The organism is Leifsonia sp., from assembly GCF_051955155.1.
Classification (GTDB): Bacteria; Actinomycetota; Actinomycetes; order Actinomycetales; family Microbacteriaceae; genus Leifsonia.
Map to the genome: position 1 here is coordinate 13,813 of NZ_JBQCGZ010000067.1, position 18,523 is coordinate 32,335.

Below are 18,523 nucleotides of genomic sequence, written 5' to 3' on the forward strand. Positions count from 1 at the left end.
TGGCGATGGTCGCGACGGAGAACATGGCACCGCCGCGGCTCAGCGTGGAGGGCGCAGGCATCGTCGTGGGCGGTGGGGTCTTCGTCGTGTCCGGCCTCGTCGCCCTGCTCTCGTTCTGGGGGAACGACCTGCCGATCGCCGGGCCCGGTTCGGTCGGTCAGTTCGCCGCGATCGCCGCGGGCATCGTGGCGTTCCTGGCCTACGCGACCGGCCGGCTCTGGCATCGGCAGGGGCTCACGCCGTTCGAAACGTCCGCCGGGCGCGGTTCGGGAGCCGCGCGGGCGCCGGGCGTTGCCGGGCGTGCGACCGGCGCCGACATCTTCGACACCTTCGCCATCGCGCTCGCGTTCGGCATCCTCGCCCTGCTCGGCTGGCTGGTGCTCGGCGCCGTGCTCGCCGACGGGTTCCAGGACGCGACCGTCTACTTCCTGTCCGCGAGCGTCATCGCGGGGGCGGCGATCGGCGTCACCGCGTACGCGGTGTTCCTCGCCTCCGCCGGCATGGACCTCATGCGCCTGTCGACCGTGCTCGCCGGGTTCGCGGTCATCGGCATCCTGACCGCGATGCTCAGCGCGCCGAACCCGCACTGGTGGATGCTGCACCTGAGCGCCCTCGGCATGACCAGGAGCATCTCGAGTCTCACGTTCAACCTCACGCTCATCATTGCCGGGGTCATCGTCACCGCGATCGCCCGCTACGCGACGGACGCGCGCGGGATCGAGGACCCGCAGCGGAGGGCGGCGGTGGTCCGCGTGCGCGTCGGGCTCATCCTGATCGGTGTGCTCCTGGCCTGCGTCGGGATCTTCCCGCTGAACGTCTCCGCGGTGCTGCACAACGTCTCCGCGGTCGGGATGGTGGTCGTGTTCGCGCTCGTCGTGTTCTGGGTGCGCGCCGCGCTGCCGGAGGCCCCGCGCGCCTTCTTCACGCTCGGCTACACGTTCTTCGGCGTGATCGTGCTGATGCTCGTGTTCTTCGCGATCGGCTACTACGTGCTGACCGCCGCCGAGCTGGTCGCCGGCGTCCTTGTCTTCAGCTGGCTGATCGTCTACCTGCGGATGAGCGGGGCGGCGGTGGCGCGCGCCCGCTGATCCGCGCGGCGACCGCTGTCGCGCGCGCCTCATACGCGCTGGCGACCCACCCGTCCACCGTTCGACACGCTGTACAGGAACCGGCCTGCGCCGCCCGCCTAGCATCCTCGTGACCCGATGGAGGAGTTGATAGCAATGAACAGCATCGAACGTGACGTGGTCATCGTCGGCGCTGGTGCGTCCGGCCTCACCGCCGCGACGGAGCTGAAGAAGGCCGGGCTGAGCGTCGCCGTCCTGGAGGCCCGCGACCGCGTCGGGGGGCGGCTGTGGACCGACGACGTCGACGGCGCGACGCTGGAGATCGGCGGACAGTGGGTGTCGCCCGACCAGGACGCCCTCATCGACACCCTCGCCGAGCTGGGGCTGGAGACGTATTCCCGCTACCGCGAGGGCATCAACATCTACCTCGGCGAGAACGGCGAGCGCCGCACGTTCGAGGGCGACATCTTCCCTGTCGCGCCGGCCACCGAGAAGGTCATGGTCGACCTCATCGAGCGGATGGACGCGCTGGTCGCCGAGATCGACCCCGACCGTCCGTGGGCGCACCCGCGCGCCAAGGAGCTGGACGAGATCTCGTTCCGCCGCTGGCTGGAGACCCAGACCGACGACGAGGAAGCCAGGCGCAACATCGGCATGTTCATCGCCGGCGCGATGCTCACCAAGCCGGCCCACGCCTTCTCCGCGCTGCAGGCGCTGCTGATGGCCGCCAGCGCGGGCAGCTTCTCGAACCTCGTCGACGCCGACTTCATCCTGGACAAGCGCGTCAAGGGCGGCCTGCAGCAGGTCCCGCTGCAGCTCGCTCAGCGCCTGGGCGACGACGTCCACCTGAAGGCCCCGGTGCGCACGCTGCAGTGGGACGAGACCGGCGTGACCGCGATCGCAGACGGCGTGGAGGTGCGCGCCCGGTTCGCGATCCTCGCGGTGCCGCCCGTGCTGATCAGCCGCATCTCCTACGAGCCGCCGCTGCCGCGCCGCCAGCAGCAGCTGCACCAGCACCTCTCGATGGGCTTCGTGATCAAGGTGCACGCGGTCTACGAGACGCCGTTCTGGCGCGACCTCGGCTACAGCGGCACCGCGTTCAGCCCGTACGAGCTGGTGCACGAGGCCTACGACAACAGCTACCACGGCGACGCGCGCGGCACCCTGGTCGGCTTCGTCTCCGACGAGGCGGCCGACGACGTGTTCCGGCTCTCGCCCGAGGAGCGCAAGGCGCGCATCCTTCATTCGTTGTCGCACTACTCCGGCGAGCAGGCGCTGAGCCCCGTCGTGTACTACGAGAGCGACTGGGGCAGCGAGGAGTGGACCCGCGGCGCGTACGCGGCGAGCTTCGACATGGGCGGCCTGGCGCGCTACGGCGCCGACCTGCGGACGCCGGTCGGTCCCATCCACTTCTCGTGCAGCGACATGGCGGGCAAGGGCTACCAGCACGTCGACGGCGCGATCCGTGTCGGGCGCGAGACGGCGGCGGCGATCGTGGCCGCAGCGGTGCCCGCGGGCCGCTAGGCCCCCTCGAGCTGCGCGCGGCCAGTCGTGGATGGCCGCGCGCACACCCTCGCCGGGACCCGGCCGCCGTCGTGGGCGGCCAGGTCCCGGCGAGGTCTGTCACGCACGTCCCGCACGTCCCGCGCGAATGACCCCGCCCGGTACGACTGCCCCCGCTCGAGCAGGGCCGGAACGTACCGAACGGGGACGGTCGCGGCGGCTCAGGGAAGCTCGCGTCGGCCGGCCCGCTTCGCGAACCGGTCGACCGCATCCAGAATCTCGTCGCTGCGCCAGAACGGTCCCAGTCCGTGCTCCGCTTTCGACTTCACGATCCCGGCGTCGACGAGGGAGCGCATCGGAGGGTAGACATTGGTCTGCTGGATGCCGAGTTCGGCAGCGATGGTCGCCGAGTCCAGCACCGGACGGCGGGCGAGGATGTCCAGAATCCTCCACGCGTTGCTGTCGCGGCGGACGGTGAGCCGTTGATTCCACTCCGCGCGCGCCTGGTCGATCTCGGCGACGAGCCGGCGCGCGTTTCCGACGGCGCGCAGAGACGCGTCCGCGAAGGCCTGCACGATCGGGTTCACGTCTCCCGCGCGGTAGGCGGTCAGCGCGGCGTGATAGCCGTCGACGTCGGCGAGGAGACCGGCGGACACCGGCACTGCGACGCTTCTCGTGACCGCCCGATGCCGGAGCATCGCCTGCGCGAGCGCCCGTCCGGTCCGGCCGTTCCCATCCGTGAAGGGGTGGATGGTCTCGAATTGCGCGTGCGCGACGGCCACGGAGATCAATGGCGGGAGGTCGAGCCGGTTGGCGAAGGCGACGGTGTCGTCGACGAGGCCGGGGACGCGTTCGTACCACGGTGCGACGAAGTCCGCGCCGATCGGGCTGTCCGACCGCGTACCGATCCACACCGCCTCCTGGCGGAACTCGCCCGGCGCGTGCCTCGGCTGTTCGGCCATGAGCACGGCATGCATGCGGAGGACCGCGTCGGCGCTGATCTCCGTCGAGAGCTCGATCGCCGCGCGCAAAGCGCGCGTATTGGCCGCGACCTGTTCCGCGTTGCGTCCCGTCTTCGCGCCGAGCTCTGCGCTGAAGATCGCGCGCGCCGACGCGGTGAGATTCTCGATCTGGGACGACGACGCGGCTTCCGATCGCAGCAACACGGGTGCGAACGAGTTCACGCGGGCGCCGAGCTCGGCGTCGAATCGGCTGAGCTCCCTGGCCGCGTCATCCGCCGCGGCGCTCACCTGCGCTCGCGGCCGCGGTACCGCGTCCCGGATCATCGCGGGCACCGACGCGTCGTATGTCCTCCCGCGCAGGGCGGACTCCGCCCCGGCGCCCCATGCGGTGGAAGGCGTCCAGGTCCGCCGCTCCCACGCGAGGGCGGGCCAGTGATCGAAGGCCATAGCGACGTCCTTCTCTCTTATGGACTATGCGATTATCTCATAATCTCGCGGGTGGCCGTTATGACGTAGCGATCAGATCGCACGGATGGTCCAGCCGGCGCTCGTCGAGGCGCCGGGCTCGAGGACGATCAGGTCGGTGCCGGAGTTGAACGCGTCCGGCGGGCACGTCATCGGCTCCACCGCGAGGCCGAGCCGGTCGAGCTCCGGGATGTCGCGGTCGGCGGTGTGGATCTGCACCCACGGGCACGCGCCGTCCCACGTCATCTCGACGCCGGTGCCCTCCGGCGCGCGCAGCGTGACGGTCGCCGCGCCGTCCTCCCCGCGGGTCAGGCCGGTGAACGCGTGGTCGATGAAGGTGTCCGCGATGGGCCGCGGCGCGCGGAAGTCGAAGCCGCCGCCGGCCACCGCCTCCAGGCCCACCGGGATCAGCCGGTCCTCGGTCACGGTGAGCACGGTGTCCGCGGGCAGCGTCAGCGTCCAGTCGTCCACCCGTCCCTCGCCGGCGACGAGGTACGGGTGCGGGCCGGTGCCCCACGGCGCGCGCGACGAGCCGGTGTTGGTCGCCGTGACCGTGGTGTGCAGTCCCTGCTCGTCCAGGCTGAACGCGACGGCGACGTCGATGCGGTGCGGGTAGCCCTCCTGGGCCTGGATGGTCGCGGCCAGCGTGACCGCGTCGGCGGACCGGTCGACCGGCTCGAAGTCCAGCCAGGTCGCGAGGCCGTGCAGCGCGTGGCCGCGCGCCGGCTCGGTGAGCGCGAGCTGCTGCTCGACCCCGTCGAAGGTGTACCGGCCGTCGACGACGCGGTTGGGCCACGGCGCCAGCGTCGCGCCGCGGTACGCCGGGCGCACCTCGTCGGCGTCGAACGGCACCACGAGCGGGCGGCCGCGGTGCTCCAGGGTGCGCAGCGATGCGCCGACGGAGGCCATGGTGGCGTGGTAGTCGCCGGCGGTGAGACCGTAGTGCGTTCCCGAGATCGGAGTAGTCATCCGCCCATTCTGGCCGCCTTGCGGGAGTCCGCACAAAGCGCACGCCGCCGCACCATGACACGAGCGCGACTCTCCCGCAACCCCCGAGGCGGTTCGGCGGCGCGATGGTCTAATAGCCTCATGCGTGCTGTCGCCTGGTGTCTCTTCGGTTTCTCGTTCGTCGTCGCCGCCGTCGCGTTCGGCGCGATGTCGACGCCGGCCCTGGACAGCGGGCTCGCGACCGTCGCCGTCGCTCACCACAGCGGGCTGACCCGCAGGCAGATCGTCGACCTCGTGATCGCCGTCGTCTTCGTCATCGCCGCCGCCGGTGCGGCGGTGGTCCTGACCGTGAGCAAGTACCGCGAGGAGTCGGAGGCGGGGTCGGCCGCCGCGCCCGCGCTCGACGCCGAGCTGCCCGCGCTCGTTCAGCCGGCCGCGCGCAGCGCCGCGTAGAGGTCCGCCCGTGCGGCGAAGCCGCTGAGGTCGCGGCCGAGCAGCCGCTCCGCGTCCGCCACCCTGGCGCGCAGGGTGTGCCGGTGCATCCCGAGCCGGCGCGCCGCGACGTCGTAGACGCCGTCCGCGTCGAGCCAGGTGCGCAGCACGGACGGCAGCGCGGGATCGGCGGCGACCAGCGGGGCCAGCGCGGTCGCGGCGACCGCGCGCGCGTCCGGTGTCTGCAGCAGCGCGAGCATCCCGGCCGCCGCGACATCGTCGAACGCCGGGACGGGATGCTCGGCGCTCGCCCGCGCCCTGGCGACGTCCGCCTGCGCGACGGCGGCGGCCAGGCCGGTCAGGGCCGCGGGGGCCGACACCCCGCCGCGGAGGCCGAACCGGCCGGCGAGCTCGCGCGCCGTCGCGTCGTCCGCGTCCAGCAGCACGATGTCGTGGCCGTCGCGCGCGAAGAAGCCGGCGTCGTGGTTCTCCAGCCAGTCCGCGGCGGCCGCGATCCCGGTGCCGCCGAGCACGGCCACGCGCACGGGCGCCTCCGGGAGTGACCCGAGCACCGGCTCGGCGACCGCCTCGGCGAGAGCGCGGTCCCCGGCGAGCAGCGCGCGCCAGACGGAGGTGCGCAGCCGGGCGCGCGCCGCGTCCGTCGCCCTGCTCTGCTCCAGCGCCAGTCCGGCGAGGGCGACGACGCCGGTGACGACCTGCTGGGCGGCCTGGTCCAGCCCCTCGGAGCCGACCGCGAGCACGCCGCGCAGCCGTCCGGCCGCCCCGAGCGTCTGCAGCGCGAACGGCCCCGCCTCGGTCTCGGCCGTGCCCGCCGCGCGCCGCCTGCTGCGCAGCAGCGGCTCCGCCGACGCGATCAGCGCGGCGGCGGCCGCCCCGGTGACCGCCCCGGCCGGAGCGACCCTGGCGAGCCCGCCGTCGGCGCCGATCAGGGCGACGGGACGCTCGATCTGCCTGGCCAGCTCCGCCAGCACCGCGCCGAGCGCGTCCGGGCGCAGGGCCGCGAGCGAGATCGCGCGGGAGGCGCGCAGCGCCCAGGTGTTCCTGGCGTACGCGTCGGCGGCCAGCCGGTCGGCGACGAAGCGGGCGACGGCGATGAACGGCGTGCGGTACGGCACCTCGAACAGGGGCAGGCCGAGCCGCGTGCACGCCTCGACCAGCTGCTCCGGCGTCCCGGAGCGCACCACCTCGGTGCCGTAGCCAAGCCCGGCGATCCCGTGCCGCACGAGCCTGCCGACGTACGCCTCGACGTCGTCGGGGGTGCCGGTGATCAGGAGCACCTGGCCGGGGGAGAGGAACGGCGTCGGGTCCGGAAGCTCCGAGCTGTGCGCCCAGGACAGCGGCGCGTCCAGGTCGCCGACGGCGGACGGCGTCAGCAGGCGCAGGCCGAGTTCGGGACGCGCGAGCAGCTGGGCGAGGGTGGCGGGCATCGGGGCACTCCATCTGCCAGGATGTCGATTCCTGACGCTCGAATTGTACGCATCGTCCATGCGAAGCGCTCGCGACGCTCCTTACGATGCCGCCATGACCATCCTCTCCACCGCCACCAGCACTCCCGTCGGCGGCCCCACGCTCCCGCAGGAGCGCCGGCTCGTCACCCCGATCCCCGGCCCCGAGTCGCGCAAGCGCGCCGAGCGCAAGGCCCAGGCCGTCGCCGCGGGCGTCGGCGCCACCATCCCGGTCTACACCGTCGCCGCGGGCGGCGGGGTGCTCGTCGACGTCGACGGCAACTCGCTGATCGACTTCGGCTCCGGCATCGCCGTCACCGGCGTCGGCAACGCCGCCCCGCGCATCGTCGACGCCGTCACCGCGCAGGTCGCCGCGTTCACGCACACCTGCTTCACCGTCGCCCCCTACGACTCCTACGTGGACGTCGCCGAGGCGCTCAACCGGCTGACCCCCGGCGACCACGCCAAGCGCAGCGCGCTGTTCAACTCCGGCGCGGAGGCGGTCGAGAACGCCGTCAAGATCGCCAGGCACTACACCGGCAAGCAGGCCGTCGTCGCGTTCGACCACGCCTACCACGGCCGCACCAACCTCACGATGGGCCTCACCGCCAAGAACCAGCCGTACAAGAACGGCTTCGGCCCGTTCGCGCCCGAGATCTACCGCGCGCCGCTCAGCTACCCGCTGCGCGACGGCGGCCTGAGCGGCGCCGAGGCGGCCAAGCGTGCGATCACCATGATCGAGAAGCAGATCGGCGCGAGCAACCTCGCCGCCGTCATCATCGAGCCGATCCAGGGCGAGGGCGGCTTCATCGTCCCGGCCGACGGCTTCCTCCCCGCGCTGCAGGAGTGGGCGAACGCGAACGGCGTCGTCTTCATCGCCGACGAGGTGCAGACGGGCTTCGCCCGCACCGGCACCATGTTCGCGTCCGAGCAGTTCGGCATCGTCCCCGACCTGATCGTCACCGCCAAGGGCATCGCGGGCGGCCTTCCGCTCTCCGCGGTCACCGGCCGCGCCGAGATCATGGACGCCCCGCAGGTCGGCGGCCTCGGCGGCACCTACGGCGGCAACCCGCTCGCGTGCGTCGCGGCGCTCGCCGCCATCGAGACGTACGAGCAGGAGGACCTCGCCGCGCGCGCCCGCGAGATCGGCGGCATCCTCTTCGAGAAGCTGGGCGCCCTGCGCGACGCCGACCCGCGCGTCGCCGAGGTGCGCGGCCGCGGTGCGATGGTCGCGATCGAGCTCGTCGACCCGGAGACCGGGGAGCCGGACGCCGCGCTCACCTCCGCCGTCGCCGCCGCGGCGCACGCGGCCGGTGTCGTGCTGCTGACCTGCGGCACCTACGGCAACGTGATCCGCTTCCTGCCGCCCCTGAGCATCCCCGACCACCTCCTGATCGAGGGGCTGGACGTCGTCGCGGAGGCGGTGGCGAACGCATGAGCGCCGTCGACACCATGACCGGCGAGCTGACCGCCCGCGAGGCCGACCTGCTCTCCCGCGTGCCCGACGGGCTGTTCATCGGCGGACGCTGGGAGGCCGGCAGCCGCGAGCAGATCCAGGTGCAGGACCCGGCCACCGGCCGCGTGATCAAGCGCATCGCCAATGCGACCCCCGAGGACGGCATCCGCGCCCTGGACGCGGCGGTCGCCGCCCAGGACGCCTGGGCCGCCACGCCGCCGCGCACGCGCGCCGAGATCCTGCGCCGCGCGTTCGACCTGCTGCAGGAGCGCCGCGACGACTTCGCGCTACTGATGACGCTCGAGATGGGGAAGCCCCTGGCCGAGGCCAACGGCGAGGTCACCTACGGCGGCGAGTTCCTGCGCTGGTTCTCCGAGGAGGCCGTCCGCATCTCCGGCCGCTACGGATCCAACCCCGAGGGCACCGGCACGATGGTCGTCTCGCAGCGACCGGTCGGACCGAGCTTCTTCATCACGCCGTGGAACTTCCCGCTGGCGATGGCGACGCGCAAGATCGCGCCGGCCCTCGCGGCCGGCTGCACCGTCGTCGTGAAGCCCGCGGAGCTGACCCCGCTCACGACGCTGCTGTTCGCGCAGCTGCTGGCGGACGCCGGCCTGCCGGACGGCGTGGTGAACGTCGTGCAGACGAACACCTCGGGTGCGGTCTCCGCGCCGATCATCGCGGACGCGCGGCTGCGCAAGCTCTCCTTCACCGGCTCCACCCCGGTCGGCCGCACGCTGCTCGCCCAGGCCGGCCAGAACGTCCTGCGCACCTCGATGGAGCTCGGCGGCAACGCACCGTTCGTCGTGTTCGGCGACGCCGACCTAGACAAGGCGGTCGAGGGCGCGATGCTCGCGAAGTTCCGCAACATCGGCCAGGCCTGCACCGCCGCCAACCGGTTCATCGTGCACGAGTCCGTCGCCGACGAGTTCGCGCGCCGCGTCACCGAGAAGGTGAACGCGATGCGCATCGGCCGCGGCACCGACGAGGGCGTCACCATCGGCCCGCTGATCGACGACCGCGCCGTTGCCTCCATGACGGCGCTCGTCGAGGACGCGGTCTCCCGCGGCGCCCGCGTCCTCACCGGGGGTTCCGCGCCGGAGGGAGCAGGCTCGTTCTTCGCGCCGACCGTGCTCACGGACATCCAGCCGGGCAGCGAGATCCTCCGGGAGGAGATCTTCGGCCCGATCCTGGCGATCACGACGTTCTCGACCGAGGACGAGGCGGTGGCCCGCGCCAACGAGACCGAGTACGGACTCGTCGGCTACGTGTTCACGCAGGACCTCGCCCGCGGCCAGCGGATGATCGAGAGGATCGACACCGGCATGATGGGCCTCAACACCGGGCTCGTGTCCAACGCGGCTGCCCCGTTCGGCGGCGTCAAGCAGTCCGGCCTCGGCCGTGAGGGCGGCGCAGAGGGCATCCACGAGTACCTGGACACCAAGTACACGCTCATCCCCAACTGAGGATCAGAAGGCGCCGGGGGCGCGGCACGCCGAAACGGCGGGTCGCGCCCCCGGCGCCGAAGGCCGCCGTCAGCCGAGGCCGTTCGCGCGGGCGACCGAGCCGAGCCAGGCCAGGCTCGGCTTCGGCGTCCGGACGAACGTCTCGCGATCGACGGCGATGAGGCCGAAGGTCGGGCGGTATCCGCTCGCCCACTCGTAGTTGTCGAGCGCGCTCCAGTGCAGGTAGCCGTCGATGCGGACGCCGTCCTGGATGGCCGCGAGCAGCTCCCGCAGCGCGGCGTCGGTGTAGGCGATGCGCCGCTCGTCGTCGGCGGTGGCGATGCCGTTCTCGGTGATCAGCACGGGCACGCCGCCGGAGAGCTCCCACGCGCTGCGCGCGCCCTCTGCAGCGGCCGGAGGGTAGAACTCCCATCCCGTCAGCGTGGTCTCCACGTCGTCGGCGACGGGCAGCGGGCCGTGCGGGCCGACGAAGGTGCGCGTGTACGCTTGCACGCCCACGAAATCGTCGCCGGCCGACTGCTCGAGGTACCAGTCGTCCCGCGGGTGGCCGTACCGACGCAGCATCTCCTCCGAGCCGGGCTCGCCGGTGGCGCGGAACGCCTGCGTCGCGATGGTCCAGCCCGACTTCAGCCCGCTCACCTGCGACAGCACCTCGCGGGAGCGGTGGTGGGAGGCGAGGAGCGCGTCCGCGACGCCCAGGTCCGGATTCGGGAGGCCGTACGCGACGAGATTGCCCGCATCCTCGCCGCCGGCGAGCATGGCCGCGATGTTCGGCTCGTTGATCGTGCAGACGTATTCGACGCCGTCGGCGACGATCGGAAGGGCCAGCTCGGTGTAGCGGGCGAAGAGGTCGGCCGCGTCGGGTGCGCGCCAGAAGCCGTCGCGCTCGAACCAGCGCGGAACCGTGAAGTGCATCAGGGTGACGACAGGCTTCAGGCCGAACTCGTGGCACGCCTCCACCATGCGACGGTAGTGGTCGATCTCGGCGCGCGAGACGAACCCGCGCTCCGGCTCGATGCGCGCCCACTCGACGCTGAACCGGTAGGAGTCGAGCCCGGCGTCCGCCAGCAGCCTCATGTCCTCGCGGTAGCGGTGATAGCTGTCCATCGCGTCGCCGGACGGCTCCACGATGCTCGTGCCTGGTGTGTGCTCGTGCACCCACCAGTTGCTGTTGATGTTGTTGCCTTCGATCTGGTGGGCGGCGGTCGATGCCCCCCAGAGGAAGCCGTCGGGGAAGGTGAGCACTGTACTCCTTGTCGTGCGGGTGGATCGGGGAGGACGGCGCCGGTCAGCCGGCGCCGAGGAAAGTGTCGAGCGCCTCGAGGGTCGCCTGCGGCGCCTCGACCTGCGGCAGGTGCGCGCCCCCGGGGATGACGGCGTACCGCGCGCCGAGGCGGTCGGCCATCGCACGCTGATCGGCGATCGGCCACTTGTCGTCGCGCTCGCCGTGCGCGACGAGCGTGCGGACGCCGGTCGCGCACAGCTCGCCCGTGAGGTCGGGCTGGGTGCGGAGGATCTCCGCCCCGGCCAGGAGGTTGTCGCTGGAGGTGCGCTCCGCGCGCAGCCGGAGAAACGCCAGCTCGGGCGGCAGTTCGGCGTCCGGTACGCCGCGGGTACCGGGGTTGTCGCGGTACCACAGCCCGATCGAGCCGGAGGCGGCGACCGTCTCCGTGGTGTCTGCGTGGCGACCTGGCCACCCGTGCGGGCCGGAGCAGAGCAGCGTCAGCGACGTGAACGTCGCGGGGGAGGCGATGACAGCCGCGCGCGCGACCACACCCCCGAAGCTGTGCCCCACCAGGTGCACCGGCCGGCCGCCGCCCACCATCCCGGCCACCTCGACGGTGTCCGCCGCGAACGCGTCCAGGTGGTATGCGTCTCGGCCCGCCGGCGCCGCCGAGTCGCCCTGGCCACGCTGGCTGTAGATCCAGGCGTTCCAGCCGCGCGCCGCGAGCAGCCCCAGGAAATCGCGGAAGTCCTCCTTAGAGCCGGTGAAGCCGGGGACGACCAGGACGGTCCCGCGGGGTCGGCGCGCCGGGGCGGCGTGAAACGCCGTGAGCACTCCCACCCGCGCCGGGAGGCCGACGACGTCGACCCCCGGCGGGACGGGCAGCGCACCGAACGGTGCGTGCTGCGGGAACGTCACGCGAGCGCCTCCCGCGTGCGCGCCGGGTTCGGCACCGCGTCGAGCAGGGCGATCGTGTACGGGTCGGTCGGATGCCGGAGCACCTCGGCCGTGCGTCCGCGCTCGACCACGCGGCCGCCGTTGAGCACCATGATGTCGTCGGTCACGAGTCGCGCCGAGAGCAGGTCGTGCGTGATGTACAGCAGCGACACGCCCCAGCGCTCGCGCAGCTCCTGCAGCAGCGCCAGCACTCCAGCGCGCAGGGTGACGTCGAGCATCGAGACCGGTTCGTCCGCGACCAGCACCTGGGGGTCGCTCGCCAGCGCCCTGGCGATCACCACGCGCTGTCGCTGGCCGCCCGAGAGCTGGTGCGGAAGCTTCTGCGCGAACTGCTCGACGGGGGTCAGGCCGACGGTCTCCAGCAGGTCGAGCACGCGGCGCCGCGCGTCCTTCCCCCGCAAGCCGGTGTAATTCAGCACCGGCCTGGTGAGCGCGTACTCGACGGTGTGCAGCGGGTTGAGCGCGGCGTAGGGGTCCTGGAACACCATCTGCACGTTCTTGTGCAGCTCGTGGATGCCGCGCTTGCCGAGCGTGGCCACCTCGGTGTCGCCGAACCGGATCGTGCCGGAGGTGGGCTTCTCGACGCCCGTGAGCAGCTTCGCGATGGTCGACTTCCCCGAGCCGGAGGCGCCGACCAGGGCGAGCGATTGACCGGGCTCCAGCACGAACGAGACGTCGTCGACGGCCGTGACCGGGCCCTCGCCGCGCCGCGGCGCCGGGTAGACCTTGCCGACGCCATCGACCGTGATGGCGGAGCGGGCAGCGCGGCCCTCCCGCTGCTCGACGGCCGTGGTGCGCTGGGAGCGGTCGGCGGGGAGGCCGGGCAGCTCGACGACCTCGGCGCGCGGGTCGGCGTAGTGGCTGAGCAGCATCCTCGTGTAGTCGTGCTGCGGGGCGTCCAGGATGTCGCGGCTCGGGGCGTCCTCGACGATCCGGCCGTCGTGCATCACCAGCACACGCTGGGTCGCCTCCAGCACGACGCCGAGATCGTGGCTGATGAGCACCGCGGTGAAGCCCTCGGACGCCTGCAGCTCGGTGATCGTGTCCATGATGGCGTGCTGCACGAGCACATCGAGCGCGGTCGTCGGCTCGTCGAACACCATCATCCGGGGCTCCAGCGAGAGCGCGAGCGCGATGGAGACGCGCTGGCGCATGCCGCCGGAGAGCTCGCCGGGGTAGCGGGCGAGCACCTGCTCGGGGAGGCCGACCTTGCCGACCAGCTCGCGCATCCGGTCGTCCCAGCGCTCGCGGGCGATGTGGCCGTGGGCCGTGAAGATGTCGACGAAGTGTTTGCGGATCGTCCGAACCGGGTTCAGAGCGTTCATGCCCGACTGCAGCACCATGGCGAAGCCGCCCTGGCGCTGCCGGCGCAGTGTCTCGTCGTCGAGCTCGCGGATGTCGCGCCCGTCGAAGCGGATGCTGCCGCCGTTCGTGCGCGCCGGCGGCTTCTGCAAGCGGGTGAGCGCGAAGCCGAGCGTCGACTTGCCAGAGCCCGACTCGCCGACCAGGCCGACGAACTCGCCGGCCCCGATGTCGAACGAGACGTGGTCGACAGCTTGCACAGGCGCCTGCCCGACTGACTCGTAGACGACGGAGAGGTCGCGGACCTCCAGGAGTGCGTTCATCGCTCGCTTCCTTCCTCGGCGCGGGCATCGGGCGCGGTGGTCCGGGCGGCCTTCGCCGACCCTTCGCGCAGGCGGGGGTTGCTGATCGCATCCACGCCGAAGTTGACCAGGGTGAGGCTCATCGCCAGCAGGGCGATGCACAGACCGGGCGCGAAGAGCAGGATCCACTGGCCGGTGAGCAGCGCGTTGGAGTTCTGCGCCCAGTAGAGGATGGTGCCCCAGCTGACGATCGACGAGTCGCCGAGCCCGAGGAACTCGAGCCCCGCCTCCGCGAGGATCGCGGCCGTCGCGGCGCCGAAGAACGAGCCGGCGATGAGCGAGGTCATGTTCGGCAGGATCTCGTGGAACACGACCCGGAACGAGCTGTCGCCCGAGAACCGCGCCGCCGTCACGAAGTCGCGCGAGCGGAGGGACTGCGTCTGGCTGCGCAGGACGCGGGCGCCCCACGCCCACCCGGTGATCACGATCACCGCGATGATCATCGCGAGGCCGCCGTTCTGAAGGTAGGCGGCGATCACGATCATCAGCGGCAGACCCGGGATCACCAGGAACAGGTTGACGAAGAAGTTGACCACCTCGGCGCCGAAGCCCTTGATGTAGCCCCAGCTGAGTCCGATCAGCACGGCGACGACCGTCGAGAGCAGGCCGGCGACGAAACCGACCGTCACGCTCACCCGGGTGCCGTAGATCAGCTGGCTGAGCACGTCCTCCCCGGCGGCGGTCGTCCCGAACCAGTGCTCGGGGCTGGCGTCCGCGTTGCGCGGGAAGCCGTCCTGCGTGGCTCCGTAGGGGGCGAGCCAGGGCGCGAAGATCGCGACGAGCACGAACAGGCCGAGGACGATGAGGCCGAGCCGCGACTTCCCGTTGGCCCAGAGGGTCGCGAACGCGCGGCCGATGAACGCGAGGCGGTGCGGCGGGCGCGCCACCTCCTCGTCGGTGCGGATGGACTTGAAGCTCTGCGTGGTGGTCATCGGCGGGTCCTTGGGTCGAGTACGCCGTACAGGATGTCGACGAGGAAGTTGGCGACGAGAACGCTCACCGTGATGAGCAGGAACAGGGCCTGCATCAGCGGGTAGTCCTGCCCGATCACGGCGTTGAAGAGCAGGAAGCCGATGCCCGGGTAGCCGAACACCTGCTCCACGAGGATGGAGCCGCCGACCACGCCGCCGAGCGCCAGGCCGAAGCCGGTGAGGTTCGGCAGGATCGCGTTGCGCGCCGCGTACTTCATCGCCACGGTGCGCCCCTTCAGGCCGTTGGCCTGGGCGAAGGTGACATAGTCGTCGCCGATCGTGTTGATCATGGCGTTGCGCATCCCCAGGATCCAGCCGCCGACGGAGGTGATGAGGATCGTCACCGCCGGGAGGACCGCGTGATAGGCCGCGTCGACCATGAAGTCCCAGCTGAACGCGGGGGTCGCCGTCGGTCCGTAGGCGCCGGAGGTGGGGAACCAGTGCAGCACGTAGCCCAGGAAGAACAGCAGCAGCAGCGCGGTCCAGAAGTACGGGAACGTGCTGGCGAAGGTGCCGGTCAGGGTGGGCAGCGAGTCGAGCCAGGTGTTGCGCTTCCACGCCGCGAGCACGCCGGTCAGCGTGCCGAGCACGAAGGCGACGATGGTGACGATGCCGACCAGCATGATCGTGTACGGGAACGCCTGGCCGATCAGCTCGCCGACGCTCTGCGGATAGAACGTGTACGAGACGCCGAAGTCGAACGTCACGACCTGGTGCAGGTAGGCGACGTACTGGTCCCACAGGTTGCCGCCCGGCACGCCGAGCTGCGCCTCGATGGCGTCGCGGGTGGCCTGGGTGACCGGGCCGTTCTGCGACAGCTTGGCGATGGCCGCGTCGGTCGGCGAGCCAGGCATCAGCCGGGGGAGGAGGAAGTTCAGCGTGATCGCGGCCCACAGGGTGAGCACGAACAGGCCGAGCTTGCGGAGTGCGTACGCCATCGCCTATTCGCCGTCCTTCCGGAGCGTGAGGTGCGTGAAGACGAGCAGCGGGGTCTGGTCATACGTCTGTGGCGGGGCGTACGGGTGTTCCGCATCCGGCCAGCCGGTGAACTTGGCGTCGTTGTAGAGGCCCCAGAGCCCGCCGTAGTACATCGAGATGACGGGGAGGTCGTCGTAGACGATCCGCTGCAGCTGATGGCTGAGCTCGAGTCGCCGCGACGGATCGACCGTGCTCTTGTACTCGGCGAGCAGAGCATCCGCCTGCGGGTTCCGGTAGCGCCCGAAGTTGGAGGCCGTTGCCTTCCCGATGGGGGTGGCGAACTCGCTGTTGAGCGTGGCGTTGAACGCCTGGAAGACGACACCCGCGCCCATCCCGCCCATCGCCACCTGGAAGTCGCCGTTCTGGATGGCCTGCTGATATCCGGGCGGCTGCGGCTGCTTGATCTGCACGTCGATGCCCAGGGCGCCGAGCTCCTTGCGGACCTCCTGCACGGCGCGCAGCCAGTCGGAGTAGCCGTTCGCCGTCGTGATGGAGAACGAGAACGGCTTGCCGTCGGGGCCGACGAGCTTGCCCTCCTTCTGCGTGTATCCGGCCTCGGCGAACGCGGCAAGGGCACCGGCGGTGTCCTGCTTGATCAGTCCGCCGTCCGGGATGCTCGGGTCGAGTTCCTTCTCCTGGTTCGGGAGGATCAAGCCGGTCTGCCCGGCGGGCTTCATGTAGCCCTCGGTGGCCGCGTCGGCGATCTTGTCCCTGTCGAGCGCGAGAGCGAGGCCGCGACGCACGTTCAGGTCGTCGAACGGCTTGACCGTGAGGTTCGGCATGAGGCCGATGATCCCGCCCGGCGGGAACCAGTACTTGTTGTGCGGGTTCGCGTCGACCCAGGTGCCCTGCACGTCGCTCATGAACGCGTACGCCCAGTCGAAGCCCTTGGTGGCGACGTCGAGCTCGCTCGTCGCGGCGGGGAGCACGAGGTGCTTCACCTGCACCCTGTCCGCCTGCCAGTAGCCATCGAATTTGTCCATCGTGTACTGCTGCGACGTGAAGTTGCCGAGCGTGTACGGGCCGGTGCCGACCGGGTTCGGGTCGCGCCAGGTGTCCGGGCTCGTGACGTTCTTCCAGATGTGCTCGGGGACGATCAGCGTCTGGGAGATGATGTCCTGGGCGGGGGCGTCGTCCTCCTTCAGGTGGATGACGAGATGGTCGCCCTTCACCTCGAGCGACGCGATGTGCTGCCAGGCGCCCTTCAGATCGAGCGTGGGGAACTTCTTGATGAGGTTCAGCGTGAACACCACGTCGTCGACAGTGAACGGCTCGCCGTCTGACCATTTCACGCCGTCGCGGATCGTGTAGTCGATCGTGCGGGCGTCGGGCTGCTCGACCTTCGAGGCCAGCCAGGGCGTGCCCTTCCCGTCGAGCACGTTGATGACGACGAGCGGCTCGTAGATGTAGGAGGAAGCCGCGCGCTTGTTCACGAGGTACGGGTTGAAGTTGCGCTCCATCATCGGGGTGCCTTTGTCGGCGGCGAGCAGCATGGTGTCTGCGGGGATGGACGGGTCCTGCTGGCTCCTGATCGTGATGCTGCAGCCGGACAGCGCCAGGGCTGCCGCGGCGAGCCCTGCGAGGGCGCCGAGCCGCCGACGTCGCCGGACGCCTGGGGGTCGTGTGTGCGTCATTGCCACCTTCTCTGGGGTCGTTGCACCTCGACTGTATGCGCATACATTTCTTTTCTCAACTCCGGTCGGTCCAGAACCCACCCGGCGTCATGCCCCGCGGGCGTGGTGGCCGCCGCCCTCAGACAGGTTCGGAGGACTCGCGCAGGACGACCTGCACGGGCAGCCGTACGGACGCGGCGGGACGGGTCGGATCCGCGAGCCGGCGGACGAGGGTCTGCACCGCGGCCCGGCCGACCTCCTCCATCGGCTGGGTGACGGTGGTCAGCCGGGGCGTCGAGACGCGCCCGGCGTCGATCCCGTCGAAGCCGGTCACGATGAGCTCGCCCGGCACGTCGACGCCGCCGATCCTCGCGGCATCGATGACGCCGAGGGCCATCTGATCGTTCGCGCAGACGACGGCGCGCGGGAGGTGCTCTCCGGCGAGGATGGCGCGGCCGACCCGCCGCCCGCCGTCACGGGTGAACTCGCCGCGGTGGTCGGGCGCGGCGGGCACCGGCAGGCCGCGGTCGGCGAGCGCCTCCCGGAAGCCCTGCCAGCGCTCGGCGTCGTCGGGGGAGCCTTCGCTGCCGGCGACGTAGGCGATCGAGGGCACGCGGAGGTCGTCGATCAGGTGGCCGGCGAGCGTGCGCATCCCGGCGGCATTGCTGACCGAGACGTGGTCGAGGTCGTCGCCGTGGCGCTGCCCGGCCATCACCACCACGGGCAGCCGGCGGGCGAGATGGCGGATCTCGGCGTCGGGGACGCTGCCGGCGAGGACGATCAGCCCGTCCACGCGGCCGGCCATGTCGACCAGCGTGTCGTGCGCCGTCGCACCGCGGCCGACCCCGACCATCAGGACGAAGCCGCAGCGCCACGCCTCCACCTCGCTGCCCCGCAGCACCTCGTCGAAGTACAGGTCGCCGGCGCGGGTGTCCGCCGATCCGCCGATGTCGCGGACGATGGACGCCGCTTCGGCCGCATCTTCGTCGAGCTGGGCGCCCGCCGCAACGTCGAGCGCGTCGAGACCAGGGAAGAACAGCCCGATCACCCCCGTGCGCCGCGCGGCGAGCCCCCGTGCCGCGCCGCTCGGCACGTAGCCCAGCGCCTCCACCGAGGCCAGGACCCGCTCGCGCGTCGTGTCCTTCACGGATTCCGGGCGCCGGAACACGCGGGACACCGTGGCGATCGAGACTCCGGCGTGGGTCGCGACATCGTAGACGGTGGGGACGCGGGTCATCGGAGGGGCCTCCTGCGGGTCGGCATCCCCATGATAAGGCGGCCCTCCAGCCCGCCCTCCTGCCAGCCCGCTGTCGCTTCCGGAGTTCTTCACGCGACACGCCGCGCGCCGGC

The 18,523-nt window shown here is 71.5% G+C and carries 15 protein-coding genes; 5 read left to right on the forward strand and 10 right to left on the reverse strand.

The features are described 5' to 3' along the window. Positions 1 to 5: 5 nt before the first annotated feature. Both ACTHMF_RS06755 and ACTHMF_RS06760 read left to right on the forward strand, forming a co-directional pair. A complete protein-coding gene (locus ACTHMF_RS06755) occupies positions 6 to 1,088 on the forward strand; it encodes a DUF998 domain-containing protein (protein ID WP_440316812.1) in 1,083 nt (360 codons plus the stop codon). A 135-nt stretch (positions 1,089 to 1,223) separates the two neighbouring features. Continuing rightward, positions 1,224 to 2,591 carry a flavin monoamine oxidase family protein gene (locus tag ACTHMF_RS06760; protein ID WP_440316813.1) on the forward strand — a complete coding sequence of 456 codons (1,368 nt, stop codon included), beginning with the start codon at positions 1,224 to 1,226 and terminating at the stop codon, positions 2,589 to 2,591. A gap of 200 nt (positions 2,592 to 2,791) precedes the next feature. On the opposite strand, the gene ACTHMF_RS06765 is transcribed toward ACTHMF_RS06760, so the two are convergent. Then, the gene (locus ACTHMF_RS06765) at positions 2,792 to 3,979 is read right to left on the reverse strand and encodes a Fic family protein (protein ID WP_440316814.1); all 1,188 of its coding nucleotides are present in this window, start codon (positions 3,977 to 3,979) and stop codon (positions 2,792 to 2,794) included. A gap of 72 nt (positions 3,980 to 4,051) precedes the next feature. After that, entirely contained in the window at positions 4,052 to 4,966 is a 915-nt protein-coding gene (locus ACTHMF_RS06770) for an aldose 1-epimerase family protein (RefSeq protein ID WP_440316815.1), read from the reverse strand. Positions 4,967 to 5,086: 120 nt separating this feature from the next. Between ACTHMF_RS06770 and ACTHMF_RS06775 the strand changes: the two genes are divergently transcribed. Beyond that, entirely contained in the window at positions 5,087 to 5,398 is a 312-nt protein-coding gene (locus tag ACTHMF_RS06775) for a hypothetical protein (protein ID WP_440316816.1), read from the forward strand. On the opposite strand, the gene ACTHMF_RS06780 is transcribed toward ACTHMF_RS06775, so the two are convergent. Further along, on the reverse strand, positions 5,371 to 6,825 hold the full coding sequence (locus ACTHMF_RS06780; protein WP_440316817.1) for a PucR family transcriptional regulator: 1,455 nt from the start codon (positions 6,823 to 6,825) through the stop codon (positions 5,371 to 5,373). The two genes, ACTHMF_RS06775 and ACTHMF_RS06780, sit on opposite strands and share 28 nt — an antisense overlap. Before the next feature lie 94 nt (positions 6,826 to 6,919). Here ACTHMF_RS06780 and gabT point away from each other — a divergent pair, with 94 nt between their 5' ends. Both gabT and ACTHMF_RS06790 read left to right on the forward strand, forming a co-directional pair. Further along, positions 6,920 to 8,281 (forward strand): 4-aminobutyrate--2-oxoglutarate transaminase, encoded by a 1,362-nt coding sequence (gene gabT / locus ACTHMF_RS06785; RefSeq protein WP_314148479.1) that lies wholly within the window; start codon positions 6,920 to 6,922, stop codon positions 8,279 to 8,281. Beyond that, complete coding sequence (locus ACTHMF_RS06790; protein ID WP_440316818.1) at positions 8,278 to 9,765, forward strand: NAD-dependent succinate-semialdehyde dehydrogenase; 1,488 nt, start codon at positions 8,278 to 8,280, stop codon at positions 9,763 to 9,765. The genes gabT and ACTHMF_RS06790 overlap by 4 nt, the downstream gene beginning before the upstream one ends. 69 nt (positions 9,766 to 9,834) lie before the next feature. On the opposite strand, the gene ACTHMF_RS06795 is transcribed toward ACTHMF_RS06790, so the two are convergent. From ACTHMF_RS06795 to ACTHMF_RS06825, 7 genes are all read right to left on the reverse strand, one after another. Beyond that, a complete protein-coding gene (locus ACTHMF_RS06795) occupies positions 9,835 to 11,010 on the reverse strand; it encodes a glycoside hydrolase family 1 protein (RefSeq protein ID WP_440316819.1) in 1,176 nt (391 codons plus the stop codon). 43 nt (positions 11,011 to 11,053) lie between these two features. Further along, positions 11,054 to 11,908 (reverse strand): alpha/beta fold hydrolase, encoded by an 855-nt coding sequence (locus ACTHMF_RS06800; protein ID WP_440316820.1) that lies wholly within the window; start codon positions 11,906 to 11,908, stop codon positions 11,054 to 11,056. Continuing rightward, positions 11,905 to 13,572, reverse strand: coding sequence for an ABC transporter ATP-binding protein (locus ACTHMF_RS06805; RefSeq protein WP_440316821.1), 1,668 nt, complete (start codon positions 13,570 to 13,572; stop codon positions 11,905 to 11,907). The genes ACTHMF_RS06800 and ACTHMF_RS06805 overlap by 4 nt, the downstream gene beginning before the upstream one ends. Then, positions 13,569 to 14,543 carry an ABC transporter permease gene (locus ACTHMF_RS06810; protein WP_440316822.1) on the reverse strand — a complete coding sequence of 325 codons (975 nt, stop codon included), beginning with the start codon at positions 14,541 to 14,543 and terminating at the stop codon, positions 13,569 to 13,571. Before ACTHMF_RS06810 ends, ACTHMF_RS06805 begins: the two co-directional genes overlap by 4 nt. After that, on the reverse strand, positions 14,540 to 15,520 hold the full coding sequence (locus ACTHMF_RS06815) for an ABC transporter permease (protein ID WP_440316823.1): 981 nt from the start codon (positions 15,518 to 15,520) through the stop codon (positions 14,540 to 14,542). The genes ACTHMF_RS06810 and ACTHMF_RS06815 overlap by 4 nt, the downstream gene beginning before the upstream one ends. Positions 15,521 to 15,523: 3 nt before the next feature. Next, entirely contained in the window at positions 15,524 to 17,194 is a 1,671-nt protein-coding gene (locus ACTHMF_RS06820; protein ID WP_440316824.1) for an ABC transporter substrate-binding protein, read from the reverse strand. A gap of 118 nt (positions 17,195 to 17,312) precedes the next feature. Further along, positions 17,313 to 18,410: a LacI family DNA-binding transcriptional regulator gene (locus ACTHMF_RS06825; protein ID WP_440316825.1), complete on the reverse strand. Its 1,098-nt coding sequence runs from the start codon at positions 18,408 to 18,410 to the stop codon at positions 17,313 to 17,315. Positions 18,411 to 18,523 lie beyond the last annotated feature (113 nt).